General features: G+C 47.6%; 16 protein-coding genes. 3 read left to right on the top strand and 13 right to left on the bottom strand.

Annotation, left to right across the window (positions count from 1 at the left end):
* Positions 1-97: 97 nt before the first annotated feature.
* A complete protein-coding gene (locus tag AC5SLM_RS09400; protein WP_495250698.1) occupies positions 98-1,675 on the top strand; it encodes a transporter substrate-binding domain-containing protein in 1,578 nt (525 codons plus the stop codon).
* Here the strand turns inward: AC5SLM_RS09400 and AC5SLM_RS09395 are convergent.
* Positions 1,672-2,346 carry a response regulator transcription factor gene (locus tag AC5SLM_RS09395; RefSeq protein ID WP_495250697.1) on the bottom strand — a complete coding sequence of 225 codons (675 nt, stop codon included), beginning with the start codon at positions 2,344-2,346 and terminating at the stop codon, positions 1,672-1,674. The two genes, AC5SLM_RS09400 and AC5SLM_RS09395, sit on opposite strands and share 4 nt — an antisense overlap.
* A 325-nt stretch (positions 2,347-2,671) precedes the next feature.
* On the opposite strand from AC5SLM_RS09395, the gene AC5SLM_RS09390 reads away from it, so the two are divergent.
* Both AC5SLM_RS09390 and AC5SLM_RS09385 read left to right on the top strand, forming a co-directional pair.
* On the top strand, positions 2,672-4,138 hold the full coding sequence (locus AC5SLM_RS09390) for a carbon starvation CstA family protein (protein ID WP_495250696.1): 1,467 nt from the start codon (positions 2,672-2,674) through the stop codon (positions 4,136-4,138).
* Positions 4,139-4,200: 62 nt separating this feature from the next.
* The gene (locus AC5SLM_RS09385; RefSeq protein ID WP_495250695.1) at positions 4,201-4,584 is read left to right on the top strand and encodes a bactofilin family protein; all 384 of its coding nucleotides are present in this window, start codon (positions 4,201-4,203) and stop codon (positions 4,582-4,584) included.
* 87 nt (positions 4,585-4,671) lie between these two features.
* On the opposite strand, the gene AC5SLM_RS09380 is transcribed toward AC5SLM_RS09385, so the two are convergent.
* The 12 genes from AC5SLM_RS09380 to nifX all read right to left on the bottom strand — a co-directional run bounded on the left by AC5SLM_RS09380 (position 4,672) and on the right by nifX (position 12,268).
* The gene (locus tag AC5SLM_RS09380) at positions 4,672-5,049 is read right to left on the bottom strand and encodes a 4Fe-4S binding protein (RefSeq protein ID WP_495250694.1); all 378 of its coding nucleotides are present in this window, start codon (positions 5,047-5,049) and stop codon (positions 4,672-4,674) included.
* Positions 5,050-5,162: 113 nt separating this feature from the next.
* Positions 5,163-5,375 (bottom strand): putative nitrogen fixation protein NifT, encoded by a 213-nt coding sequence (gene nifT / locus AC5SLM_RS09375; protein WP_495250693.1) that lies wholly within the window; start codon positions 5,373-5,375, stop codon positions 5,163-5,165.
* 56 nt (positions 5,376-5,431) lie between these two features.
* Positions 5,432-7,084 (bottom strand): L-aspartate oxidase, encoded by a 1,653-nt coding sequence (locus AC5SLM_RS09370; protein ID WP_495250692.1) that lies wholly within the window; start codon positions 7,082-7,084, stop codon positions 5,432-5,434.
* Positions 7,081-8,193, bottom strand: coding sequence for an aldo/keto reductase (locus tag AC5SLM_RS09365; RefSeq protein WP_495250691.1), 1,113 nt, complete (start codon positions 8,191-8,193; stop codon positions 7,081-7,083). Before AC5SLM_RS09365 ends, AC5SLM_RS09370 begins: the two co-directional genes overlap by 4 nt.
* 198 nt (positions 8,194-8,391) lie before the next feature.
* Positions 8,392-9,627 carry an RNA polymerase factor sigma-54 gene (rpoN, locus tag AC5SLM_RS09360; protein ID WP_495250690.1) on the bottom strand — a complete coding sequence of 412 codons (1,236 nt, stop codon included), beginning with the start codon at positions 9,625-9,627 and terminating at the stop codon, positions 8,392-8,394.
* Positions 9,628-9,649: 22 nt separating this feature from the next.
* A complete protein-coding gene (locus tag AC5SLM_RS09355; RefSeq protein WP_495250689.1) occupies positions 9,650-9,946 on the bottom strand; it encodes a 2Fe-2S iron-sulfur cluster binding domain-containing protein in 297 nt (98 codons plus the stop codon).
* A 3-nt stretch (positions 9,947-9,949) separates the two neighbouring features.
* The gene (locus AC5SLM_RS09350) at positions 9,950-10,276 is read right to left on the bottom strand and encodes a hypothetical protein (protein WP_495250688.1); all 327 of its coding nucleotides are present in this window, start codon (positions 10,274-10,276) and stop codon (positions 9,950-9,952) included.
* A complete protein-coding gene (locus tag AC5SLM_RS09345; protein WP_495250687.1) occupies positions 10,277-10,648 on the bottom strand; it encodes a nitrogen fixation protein NifZ in 372 nt (123 codons plus the stop codon).
* Positions 10,626-10,964, bottom strand: a complete 339-nt coding sequence (locus tag AC5SLM_RS09340; protein ID WP_495250686.1) for a nitrogenase-stabilizing/protective protein NifW — start codon at positions 10,962-10,964, stop codon at positions 10,626-10,628. Before AC5SLM_RS09340 ends, AC5SLM_RS09345 begins: the two co-directional genes overlap by 23 nt.
* Positions 10,961-11,473 carry a flavodoxin gene (locus AC5SLM_RS09335; protein ID WP_495250685.1) on the bottom strand — a complete coding sequence of 171 codons (513 nt, stop codon included), beginning with the start codon at positions 11,471-11,473 and terminating at the stop codon, positions 10,961-10,963. The genes AC5SLM_RS09340 and AC5SLM_RS09335 overlap by 4 nt, the downstream gene beginning before the upstream one ends.
* Entirely contained in the window at positions 11,464-11,901 is a 438-nt protein-coding gene (locus AC5SLM_RS09330) for a NifX-associated nitrogen fixation protein (RefSeq protein ID WP_495250684.1), read from the bottom strand. The genes AC5SLM_RS09335 and AC5SLM_RS09330 overlap by 10 nt, the downstream gene beginning before the upstream one ends.
* On the bottom strand, positions 11,894-12,268 hold the full coding sequence (nifX, locus tag AC5SLM_RS09325) for a nitrogen fixation protein NifX (protein ID WP_495250683.1): 375 nt from the start codon (positions 12,266-12,268) through the stop codon (positions 11,894-11,896). Before nifX ends, AC5SLM_RS09330 begins: the two co-directional genes overlap by 8 nt.
* Position 12,269: the final 1 nt, after the last annotated feature.

Raw genomic sequence — 12,269 nt, 5'->3', positions numbered from 1 at the left:
TCAACTATACGCAAACCTATCTTTTTTCATCCACCATCAACGTGTAAATAAAAAAATGGCATAATCGCCGTAACATTGTATAAAGGCGTTTAGACTCGTGAAAAAAGTTATGTTCATCGTTGCATTAATACACTGCACCCTTTATGCGAACACCCCTTCTTTGAGCTTTTCGGAGGAAGAAAAACTCTATCTTCAACGCAATCCTGTGGTACGCGTCTGTGTCAATCCCACCTCTCCCCCCTTTGGTTCTCTTGGCGAAAAAGGCAAATACGAGGGCATTGGGGCGGAACTTTTAGAGCTAATCGCCAAACGGCTTTCCCTTCAACTGGAAATCATCCAAACCTACACATGGAAAGAAAGCATCGAAAAAGCAAAAAACAACCAATGCGATATTTTAAATTTCATCCCCAATACGTTAGATTTTAACGATTGGTTGTTGTTTACTGAGCCTATTTTTTCAGACTACAACGTTCTTTTGACCCGCAGCGACCACCCCTACATCGCCGATGTCAGATCACTCTCTCACAAAACGCTAGCATTGGCTGAAAATACGCTCTTGTCTGAGAGGCTAAGTTATGCTTTTCCAAACCTTACAATTTTTTCAGTCGCCACCCCAGAAGATGCTATCTTCTTGGTGCTCAATCAAAAAATAGACATGACCGTGCACTCTTCGACCATCATGTCCTACACATTTCGCAAGCACGAATTGCTCAACCTCAAGATTTCTGCCACCTTGGAAGATTTTAAAAATGTTTTCAAAATAGGCGTCGTTGGTCAAAACTACATGTTGCGAGACCTTTTAAACAAAGGCATCTCAAGCTTATCGGAAAAAGAAAGAGCGGCCATTGTCAACAAATATGACCCCATCATCATCGATTCAAAAATCGATCAAAAAGTGTGGTATGGCATTATTATTCTACTCATCAGTGCTTCCCTTGTGCTCCTGTGGAACTATCTTTTACGCGCCCAAATCAAAAAAGAGGTCGCAAGAAACCTTCTCAATCAAAACATCATGACCCAACAAGCAAAACAAGCCGAACTGGGTCAACTCATCGGCAACATCTCCCACCAATGGCGCGAACCGCTCTCCAATCTAAGCGGCATTAACCTCATGATGCTAGGATTGTTGGAGCATAAAAAGAGAATAAACAGGAATTTTTTGTACCAAAAATTCAAAGAAGTGGAAAACACCCTAGATTTTATGTCGCAAACCATGCAAAACTTTTTAGAGTTTTACAAACCCTCTAGCGAACAAAAAAACTTTACGATTTACGATGCGCTGCAACAGACGTTGTCCCTTGTGGAGACGGTTATCATCGCCGATAAAATCACCATCACCATAGACGGGAGCAAAGAAGCCCACTGTTTTGGCATTAAAAATGAGTTTATGCAAGTATGGCTCAACCTCATCAACAACTCCATTCGTGCCTTGCAACAACACAACATAGAGAAAAAAATCATCACGATTCATATCGAAGAAGGGCGGATGGTCTTTCAAGATAACGCAAAAGGACACATTTCCCAAAGCGATTTATCCAAAGGGGTCGGGCTTAGCATGTGCTCTTCCATCTTAAAACGCTACAACAAAAAACTCTCCTTCTCCAACACCCAAGAAGGGGTGTGTGTCACCATAGAAGCAGACACGCAAGAGCCTAAACTCCCTCCCCTGTTTTAGCCACCCAGCCTGTATCCTGCCTCAGGAACAGTCTGGATGAAATCTTTCCCCACTTTTTTACGAAACCGCATGATAAAATTCACAACCGCTTGGTCGCTTACGTAGTCAAAATTCCAAACAGATTCATACATCATCTCTTTAGGAACAATCCTATCAGGATGGGCAACCAAAAGCTCTACAAACGCACTCTCTTTTTTACTAAGGGAGATGCCCAGTCCCGCTGGATTTTGTAACATTCTGTTTTCTGGGTCAAAAATATACCCATTTTTAAGCACAACGTGATTGGACGGCTTAAAACACGCGGCACATTTGGTAAGCGTATCAATCAACTCTTTGTATTTTACGGGTTTGAGCAGGTATGCCACCAGATTTAAAGGTATCGCACGGAACAAAAACTCCTCGTTTTTGTTGCCACTGAGGATAACCATAGGTAACTGTCCGTTGCTTTTTCTCGCAGATTCAATAAAATCCAGTCCATTTTCATTGTTCAACTTAATGTCGCAAATGACCATGTCTACTTTTTGGGTTTTTAGTGCCTCGTAGGACGCATTCAGGGTAGAACAATGGATAACCTCTTTGACAAATAACGACAAAAGGGCTATAAAATTTTGTGCAAATTCTTCATTATCCTCCACAAATAAGACATTTTTACTTTTGAGTATCTCTAGCATGAGGCAAAGTCCTCTCTTAATTTGTTTCATTATGTTACATCTGTTCAAAAATCTTTTGAAATGCGATTTTTCCTCACACGGTGTTACATGTATGCTTTTAGCGCCATTCTACCAGTCAAACTTGAATTCAAAATTTAATTTTAAAATTTATTATCATACCTATCTCATCCATCTCTCACAATGCAAACAAAGGGATGATGGATGTGAGATACGCGCAACGTATAATGACTTATCGTTAGAAAAACGCCACCCAAATGGCACTTCTTGACCGAAAGAGTCGAGGTGCCACGTGGTACTTCTAATAACTACTCTAAAGGAGACTGCCATGATTACCTTCCTTTGTTGTATCGCACTGCTTTTTGGTGCCTACTTCACCTATGGTAAATTTGTCGAAAAAACTTTCGGCATGGATGCCCATCGCCCCACTCCAGCTTCCACGCAAGCTGATGGCGTTGACTTTGTGCCCATGAGCACAAGCAGAGTCTATCTTATCCAGTTTCTCAATATCGCTGGTCTAGGACCAATCTTTGGTCCAATCTTAGGCGCGCTTTACGGTCCCGTGGCTTTTGTGTGGATTGTTTTGGGTGCTATCTTTGCGGGTGGCGTGCATGATTACATGGCGGGCATGATGTCTGTGCGCAACAAAGGAAAGAGTCTTCCTGAACTAACAGGTGCCTACCTTGGCAACACGAGCCGATACGCAATGCTTGTTGTGAGTGTTTTGTTGTTGCTCTTTGTTGGTGTTGTGTTTATCGTAGGGCCTGCTGCGTTGATGGCAAACTTAACCTTTGAATCAGGCGGGGAAAGCATTTTTGCAGGCACACCCTTTGAAAACAAAGCGGTGTGGGTTGTCATCATCTTTGCTTATTACCTCGTATCAACCGTGTTTCCTATCAACAAAATCATTGGTAAGTTTTATCCCTTCTTTGGGTTTGTGTTGATGTTTATGGCCATTGGTGTTGGCGGGTCTATGATTTACCATGGCCTTGCTATCCCTGAACTTACCAGTTGGGCAGATTTTAGCCACCCTAGGGGAACACCTATTTGGCCGGGCCTTTTCTTTACTATTAGTTGTGGCGCGTTAAGCGGTTTCCATGCGACACAATCCCCTCTAATGGCAAGAACCCTTAAAAATGAAAGCAAGGGTCGGGTCGTGTTTTATGGTGCAATGCTCACCGAAGGTGTTGTTGCGATGATTTGGGCAGCTGCTGGTATGGCGTATTTCCCTGAGGGAATTACAGGGCTCAATGAAGTGCTTACCAAAGGAGGACCAGGTCTTGTCGTCAATCAAATCGCCATCGGATACCTTGGTGTTTTTGGAGGATTACTTGCTATCCTAGGTGTTATCGCAGCGCCTATCACTTCTGGCGACACCGCTTTTCGTGCGATTCGCCTAACGATTTCCGATAGATTTAACATCGGGCAAGTCGATCTTAAAAACAGACTCATGGTTTCTGTTCCCATCTTTGTCATTGCCTTTTTTATCACGCAGGTCAATTTTGCAGTCATTTGGCAGTACTTCACCTTTTCCAACCAAATGCTTGCGGCATTTTCGCTGTGGACTGCGGTTGCCTACCTTTACCAACATGGACGTAACTTTTGGATGGCAGGGTTACCCGGTGCGCTATTGACAGGCACCTTGGTAGGATACGTGCTCACAGCAAAAGAGTTTCCCTTTAATGCGGGTCAAGACATTGCTTCCATGTGTGCAACGGTGACCTCTATAGCGATACTCCTGTATCTGGCCAATCTATCGCTCACTGCTCGAAAAAGAGCAAGAGCACTAGCGTAGCAACCTCTACCCAAAGAGGAGTAACCCCTTCTCTTTGGGTCACATTTTTGTAAGGTTTTTTGATGTTTAGCCCCACCTTTATAGCCGCACAAGCACATATTCATGGCAAGTTTATGTGCGATGGAGACTGCGTTATACAAGGGCGCGTTACGGGTGAGATTTTTTCCAAAGAAACAGTTTTAATTAAAAAAGGTGGCTCTTTTGAAGGGTATGTCCATGCGCCTCTTTTGGTGGTGCAAGGCCTTTGCAAAGGAAGCATTCACTGCGACAACGTTGAAATTTTCCCGCAAGGAGAAGTAAGGGGCGACATCCAAAGCCACGCTTTAATCATGCACCGCAAAGCTCTTTTTGAAGGAACCCGCGCGTGCGTTGGGAGAGTCTTTGACCAAGAGACGGAACATAAAAAACACGTGGACGAATTTGACACCGAAGATATTTTACTTTAGAAAAACAGATTCAACACAAAACGCCTAGGACATCAAAAAGCAATAACGCCTCTTGATGTCCTAGGTAAAATTGTTTACATGTAAGGCTTATTCACCCACGTTTGTATGGGCTTCTCGGGCACTCATTTCTAGGCTTTCCACGTAAGGCATAGCCTTGACCGCAGGGCTCATGAGGCCTTTGGATTTGTGCTCACGGATTTGGTAGCGCCCCTCTTCGTGGCCTAGGACGTAGTAGTCGTTAAAGGCTTCGGTGTAGGGCATGTCCCATACGATGGCACCTTCGGTGGGGCAATTGTCTGCACATTGGGGCTTGGGTGCGTGGTTGACACACTCGATGCACTTTTCAGGCTTGACATAGTACACATCTCCCACAGGATTGTCACTATCGTCCACAATCGCCATCACAGGGCACACGTCGATACAGGTTCCGCAGCTGATGCACGCATCCGTAATCATTACTGCCATTTTTCACTCCTTAGTATTTTGATACGCTCTTGAAGTTTTACTCCAAGAGCTACGCTAACGCTGAGCCCCCTTCCTTAGGAGACCCCGCGCACCTTTGGTGCTTTCACGCCATCCTAGTCGTCTGCGAGTCGTTTTGCGACTACTTCGTTAGGCAAAACCTTAGGGGCTGGCTCGACGTACCACACTTGGTCATTGGACAGAAGAATGCGTCCGCCCCATTTTTCATCCGAGTCAAACTCCACCGATTCCACCACCTCCTCCATATCCTTTTTAGCAACATAAAAAAACAATTTTCCTTCACTCTCACGCAACATGACTTTGGCCATTATTTATCCTTTTTTAACAAACGTTTACCTTGTCTCTAACAAACAAGACACCACGTTTAATTTATAAAATGCCGCATTAACCAGCGTTTCGTTCGCCAAAATGCACCCGTGCGTTCCCGTTCGATTTTTAAAAACCCTCCTTTGAGTGTACTAACCACCGTGTGCGCAGGCGCGGCAAAGGCACCTTTGGCATCCGTGCGCTCATGCGCCCCCACGCTTTCTTTGCGACTCAATGCGCTAAACACTACCGCTTCGGCCACTTGTAGGGCATTGGCAAGCTCCAAAATAGCGACGATTTCGACGTTATTGTCTTTAGATTTGGTGATGCAGTGCAAACTTGCCGTGAGTTTTCGCAGGTACTTGATGTACTCAAAAGCGTCCACCAAAGAGGCTTCGTCGCGGTAGATACCCGCTTTTTCAAACATGGTTTTGCCCAGTTGCTTACGCAGAGCGTTGACGTTGTAAAGGTTCTCGCCCCCGTAAATGTATTCTACGCGCCGCATCTCTTTCGCCACCGACTCGTAATCAATGGGCAAAAAGGTATTTTTGATGGCAAAATGCGCCGCATTAAACCCCGCTATCTCCCCAAACACCGCCCCTTCGATGAGTGAATTTCCCCCAAGGCGGTTTGCTCCATGGGCGCCACTGCACGCCACCTCGCCACAGGCAAAGAGCCCTTTGATGGTCGTTTGCGCGTTTACATCCACCTCAATCCCACCCATGCAATAATGGGCCACAGGCGTGATGGGAATGAGTTCACACGCCACGTCGATATTCAAAGATGTCCAACAGGTTTGCTTCAACGAAGGCAGTCTGGTTTCAATCTTCGCACTGCCAAGGTGGCGCACGTCTAAAAAAACCTTTTCACCCGATGCCATTTGGCGCATGATAGCGCGGGTGATTTTGTCCCGCGTGGAGAGCTCGTCTACAAACCGCTCGCCCTTGCCATTGACCAAATACCCGCCCTCCCCACGCGCCGCTTCGCTTAAGAGCGCGCCGTTTTTTGCCAGTCCCGTGGGGTGAAATTGCACCAACTCTAGGTCTTTGACCCACAACTTCGCCCGCAACGCCGCGGCAATCATGTCGCCGTTGGTGTCAAGGGGATTGGTCGTGTGTCCGTTGTAGATTCCTGCAAATCCCCCACTAGCTAACACCACCGCTTTTGCCGCAAGGGCTAGCACTTGGGAGTCGCTTTTGCGTAGCACGCTCACCCCGCACATGTGCCCTTTGGACTCGATGAGGTTCATGACAAAATGGTTGGGCAAAAACTCCACTCCCGCTTCACGGCATTTTTTAAACAGCTGTTGCACCAAGGCTGAGCCCGTTTTATCGCCAATATAACAGGTGCGCTTTTTGCCACTTCCCCCAAAACTGCGTTGCAAAATCTCTTCTGTTTCGCTCATATCAAAAGGAACGCCAAGCTTATGCAGCTTGCGAATGGTCGCAGGAGCCCGCTGACACATCACCCGCACCGCGTCAGAATTGCACAAGCCTTGGCCACTTTTAAGGGTGTCGGCGATGTGTGCGCTCACTTCATCAGGCTCCATGGTAGAAAGCACCGCGTTGATGCCCCCGCTGGCCATGGAACTATTGGAGCGCAAGGGAAGGCTTTTGCACACCAACCCCACGTGTGTGCCTTTACTCGCCGCCTCTAGTGCGGCGCTTAGTCCTGCTATCCCTCCGCCTACAACCAAAACATCATAAATCATGCGCTCATCCTATACAGTAAATTGTAGTGCTTTTGGGGTACGCGCGGTTGGGTATTGAGGCCAAAATTGTGCTTTACATGTAAAGGGTCTTGGCTCCCAAAAAGCGCACAGGTCGCACCCGCAAGACAGCGGGCAAATTGCAAGGCTGCTTGGATGTCGCTCTCTCCCCCAAGCACCGCAACGGTTTCCTCTGAAAAAGCGCCCTTAAACAGGTGCATCTGCAACAAGGCTGATGAGAAGATGACCTCCAACCCTAGCGCCTTAGCCGCGCCAAAAGCAGGTAAAATACGCCCATCTTCCAAGGTTTGCGTAGGCGCTGTGTACCCGCCCGTTTTGCCAAGGCTGTAAGGAAACTGCACAAATTTAAACCCATGTCCCTCGCCGCCCACTTCACACGCAATGCGCACAAGCGTGGCAAGGCACAGGTGTTCGACGTGAGTAGGCTCGTAACTAAACCCGTTCCACGTAGCCACCCCGTACGCACCGATTTTTCCCTCTTTTTTCTTGCTTTCACACCACGCAAAGGCATGGCGCATCCGCTGGTGCAACTCCCATTTTGACACGTAGCCCAACTGGGTTTCGGGGTTATGGATGTAAAAAATGTCCACACCCCCCAGGCCCAAATTTTCCAAACTTTGCTCCAAGCTCCACTCCAAATAAGGCACGCTCAAACAGTGCTGGTCGATGACAATCTCTTCTTTTTTGGCGCGATTTTTTTCCACCACCTGCGTTTGAATCCAACGGTACGGGTCTTTAGGAAAAGGAAATTCCAAGGGTAAAAACCCCGCTTTTGTCGCCACAATCACCTCATCGCGTGCGACAACTCCTTCCTCAAAGGCCTTAGCTAACGCGCGTCCGAGTTCTTTTTCACTCTCTTGGTAGCGGTAATTGATGGCCGTGTCAAAGTGATTACACCCTTGGCTCAACGCTTCAGCGATAGCCTCTTCGTAGGTGCGCAGGTAGTTTTCTTCGCGGTAAGGCTCTTTGCGAAAGGTGCCAAGCCCCAAAGAAGAAAACACCAACCCTTGCGAAAGCCCATAAAAATCCGCGCGTATACCCTTGCGCGAGGCAAACCGCGCTGTGCCTTCGTACGTTGCCAATCCTTGCATAGGCGCGCCTCCTTTTTATCTTTACATGTAAGGGTTGCATAAATCGTTCCGCGTATTGACACATGGGCTTGTGAGCGGATTTTGGAGGCCATCAAGCGCTCAGGACGAGCGCTGGCCGAGAACCCTCGGAGGTTTGCCAAGGATGGCAAACCGAGAATGAGCGAATAAGCCCATGTGTCAATACGTATTTCGAAAGAATTACTCTAGTAAATACATCCGCTTGCGCACTGAAGCCGACGCGATGCCCATCTCAAGGCGGTACTTGGTCACACTGCGGCGCACGAGCGCGATGCCAAAGCGTCCTTTGACTTTTTCTAAAAGGGCTTCGTCTCCATAAGGCTCCTCTTTTGGCTCATGCTCAATGAGGTTTTTAACAAAGCTTTTGACCTCTTCGGTGGAGAGTGAGGGGGCAAGTTCGGTGGCAAAAAAATCTTTCATGGCAAACAAGCCCCGTTCACACCAAAGGTATTTATTGGCCACGGCGCGGGAGATGGTCGACTCGTTAAAGCCAAGTTCATCGGCCACTTCTTGCATGGTCAAGGGCAACAAATGCCCCCCGTAAAAAAAGCGGCTTTGGCGTTCGATGAGCACAAGAGCGAGCTTATACAAGGTGGTTTTGCGCAGAGCCAAGAGATTAACAAGCTCTTTGGCCTCTTTGTATTTGCTCTTTAAAAACACGCCCTCTTTTAGGGCATCTTTGATGCGAATCTCAGGGTAAAACCGTCCGTTGATTTGCACGCTAAGTTCGTCTTTTTTCAGGCTCACCAACACATCAGGCACGATGACGGGCGAGGCTTGCAAGTATTCGATGGCAGGCGGGTTTCTAAAATGCATCATGTGGCGTTTGGCTTCTTGAAAACGCGGATGGGTACAAAAGGTATCCATGGTTTCAAACGAAGCAATCATCTTCCCAAGCAACTCATGCAGCGGGTCATCAAGTTCTGAGGCTTCCAGTTGAAACAAAAAGGCCTCTTTGAGGTTTTTGGCCCCCACGCCCGAGGGTTCAAGCTGGGCAAAGCGCGCGCGAATGCTTTCGCATTTTTCCACGCTCACCCCAAAAGTTTTGGCGATTTGGCGCATGTCGCCTTCAAAGTACCCCTCGTCACTGATCCACGCGATGATTTCCTTGGCCACCTCTTGGGAGATGGGCGTGGGAAAAAGCGGGGGTTCGATTTGGTCAAGTAAGGTTTCATAAAGAGAGGGCTTTGCGATGCCCAACGCTTCGATGGCATCCGTGCTGGCATTGCTTACATGTAAAGCGGCTTTGTGGATGCGTGAAAGGTAAGTTTCCTCCACTTCCACGTACGGGTTTTCTTCACTGATTTCATTAATCAGCCCGTCTAATTCTTCGAGGGATGCGTGCAACAAAGGAAGCCACATGCTCATGGAGAGCCTGTGGCTTTGGGTTTGCTTGAGGGCTAAAGAAGGTTGCATCGCAAGCGCACCAAGCGGGTGCTTAGTACTTGATACGAATCAAACCGTTAGGCTTGACCACTTTCATCTGGCACGATAAGCGCGATTTTTCTGTGGTGGTTCCAGCAAGTACCTCTTTGAGTACTTTAACTTCTTTGTCCGTCATTGGGCTTAAATATTCCATGCCTTGTTCAATGGAAACCACACAGGTACCACACTCGCCATCGCGGCATCCAAAAGGAAGGGCGCTTCCTGAAGCTTCGACGATATCTTGGATGGTTTTACCTGGCTCTACGTTGATGGCCAAAAAGTCGTTCATAATCTCTACGCGTGTTCTCATGGGTTATCCTTTATAGGGTTTTACTAAAATGTCGCCTTTAATAAGGCATTGGTCAGCAAGTCTGTATTTACTTCCGATGGTGTATTGTTGCAACTCGTAAGCTTTTTCTTCGCTCAAAAGCCCCAGTTTGATGAGTTTTTCAAATTCCACATCTTCCATGTAGGTGGTTTGTACTTCTTCGCTCATCTCCTGAATCTCCACCACGCTCTCGCCCTGTGTCTTAGGAATACTCACCCCAGAAGCCACCGCAAGGCGCAACAATACTTCACCGATTTTCGCATGGTACAAGCCGTCACTTGGGCCAAAGCCACAAAAAACCACATTTGCCATTCAACTCTCCTTTTGTTTAGATTGGGTTTCGCGGTGACGCTTAATCCACGCGAGTTCTTCTTCTACTTCTTTTTCGTACACGTCTTCTTCTAAGGCTTCTAACTCAAACTCGCGGCATCCGTAGATGCGGTTTGCGCCCATAAAATTCACCTCGTACACGCGGATGGTTTGCAAAAAATCCCCCACGTCGCGTACAAAGCCCTCATCTCCCGCGCGCACCAAAATCTCGCCGATTTTTGCGTAAGGAAAGGTACCATCATTGCGGATGTCTTTGACAAGGCGCACCTTTTGACCAATGTGAAACCTTGAAAGGATTTCATCTTTGGTCGAGGAGGTTAGCATCCCTTCCTCAGCAACACGTAGGGGCTTCACTACCTTCCTCCAAACATGCGCTTTTACAACTTTGGCACGGCAACGTGCGCCCTTCCATGTCCCAAATCTCTGCCGCGCTTGGGCTGTAGCCAGATTCAAACTCTTTGTACACGCTCAGCAAGGCAAATTTGTAGTACTTTAACCGTTCTTCTTCGCTAGAAGCTGGGATTTGGCGCGCTTTTTGGAGCATTTTTCCAAATCGGCGCATGATGTGCGAACGCTTGACATCTAACAACGCGCTATCATACGCGAGGTTAAAAAACTCAAAATACTCTTCCGCATCGCTGATTTGGTAAAAATCCTCCACCTTGCTCATCCCCCTATCTCCTCTTTGACTTTAGCAATCCACGCCTCTACGCGTTCTTGCGTTTTTTCAGGCTCATTTACCTCATCAATAGGCAAGCCACAAAACATTCCCTCTTTTAGGGCCAAAGAAGCCTCAAAACTGTAGCCTTGCGTGGGGAAAAATCCCACGATGGAAGCACCGCGTTCTTTGAAAAGGTCGTGCATTTTCCCCAGTGCGCTCACAAAATGCTCGCCGTGGGTTTTGGCATCCCCTGCCCCAAAAAGGGCGATGGTTTTACCCGAAAAATCCAGTTCGTCGTCGCTAATCTCTAAAAGCGGGTCAACCCAGTCGCGTTGCACGTCGCCTTGTCCCCATGTGGAAGAGCCCAAAAATAACACGTCGTGTTCCAAAAGTTGGTCCACTGAGTCAAAATCCTCTTCCATGTTCACCACTTCATCGGCCTCGAAGGCCTCGGCAATCTTCTGGGCAACATTACCCGTGATGCCACTGCACGTCCCGTAAAATACACCTACACGCACGCAGACTCCTTTTGGTAGATTTCAAGGGCGCGTGTGAGCATTTTCTCGCCCTCTTCTTCGAGTTTTTCTAAGGTACGAAAGGAAAAACGGTGGGCATCTTTAAAGTACTTTGTAAAAAGCACTTGGGTGTCTGTGACCACCACCACACGCCCAAATCCTTCATGGCTCATCTCCAAAACCACCGTTGCCACCTGATTTGTCTTGGCTTCAAAAGCAAGGGCTAAGGCTTGGTAAAGCACCCGAATGTCTTTAATCACATTTTCATCAATGTCCGCGATAAGGGGCAAGGTTTTTGCCTCTTCTTTGGTTTTGATGTACTTAAGGTTCAACAGCTGTTCGTCGTTTAGCCGCGACCACGCGCCAAACCCATCCAGTGCGCGTATTTGGCCCACAAGGGTTTTTATGTACAACGCCCTTAAATCACTCACTGCCCACCTCCTTAAGTAAAATACGACGAATCCACGGTGGCGGATTGGTGCTTAACATCTTCGCCAATGCCGCGGCGGTCTCCTCGATGGAAGTTGGTTCACTCACCTTCATGGGGTGCATTCGTGATTGAATCACCCGCGCTGCTGCTGTTGGCCCGATGGCTTCACAGTAGATGATAGAAACGCCTTTTAACGCTTCGATTTTGGCGTTGATTTTGTTGTCTTCTTCTTCAATCTCTTCTTCGGTTTTTATCGCACCCAAACAGGTGTACCCCTCGGGCGTAATCTCATACACCGCAAACTGCTTCGCCCACCCAAAGTGGTCGTTGATCATCTCTAAATCTTTCGTAGCAAAAGCGACTTTCATC

It is taken from the genome of Sulfurospirillum sp. HTRB-L1 (assembly GCF_059415125.1).
This window is presented reverse-complemented; position numbering and strand designations above follow the sequence as displayed.

Bases quoted from the DNA above. Each gene is read 5' to 3' on its own strand.
- AC5SLM_RS09390 (WP_495250696.1), top strand. From the start codon at position 2,672: ATGATTACCTTCCTTTGTTGTATCGCACTGCTTTTTGGTGCCTACTTC.
- nifX (WP_495250683.1), bottom strand. From the start codon at position 12,268: ATGAAAGTCGCTTTTGCTACGAAAGATTTAGAGATGATCAACGACCAC.
- AC5SLM_RS09340 (WP_495250686.1), bottom strand. From the start codon at position 10,964: ATGAGCAAGGTGGAGGATTTTTACCAAATCAGCGATGCGGAAGAGTAT.
- AC5SLM_RS09380 (WP_495250694.1), bottom strand. From the start codon at position 5,049: ATGGCAGTAATGATTACGGATGCGTGCATCAGCTGCGGAACCTGTATC.
- AC5SLM_RS09370 (WP_495250692.1), bottom strand. From the start codon at position 7,084: ATGATTTATGATGTTTTGGTTGTAGGCGGAGGGATAGCAGGACTAAGC.
- AC5SLM_RS09385 (WP_495250695.1), top strand. From the start codon at position 4,201: ATGTTTAGCCCCACCTTTATAGCCGCACAAGCACATATTCATGGCAAG.
- rpoN (WP_495250690.1), bottom strand. From the start codon at position 9,627: ATGCAACCTTCTTTAGCCCTCAAGCAAACCCAAAGCCACAGGCTCTCC.
- AC5SLM_RS09365 (WP_495250691.1), bottom strand. From the start codon at position 8,193: ATGCAAGGATTGGCAACGTACGAAGGCACAGCGCGGTTTGCCTCGCGC.
- AC5SLM_RS09355 (WP_495250689.1), bottom strand. From the start codon at position 9,946: ATGAGAACACGCGTAGAGATTATGAACGACTTTTTGGCCATCAACGTA.
- AC5SLM_RS09350 (WP_495250688.1), bottom strand. From the start codon at position 10,276: ATGGCAAATGTGGTTTTTTGTGGCTTTGGCCCAAGTGACGGCTTGTAC.
- AC5SLM_RS09395 (WP_495250697.1), bottom strand. From the start codon at position 2,346: ATGCTAGAGATACTCAAAAGTAAAAATGTCTTATTTGTGGAGGATAAT.
- nifT (WP_495250693.1), bottom strand. From the start codon at position 5,375: ATGGCCAAAGTCATGTTGCGTGAGAGTGAAGGAAAATTGTTTTTTTAT.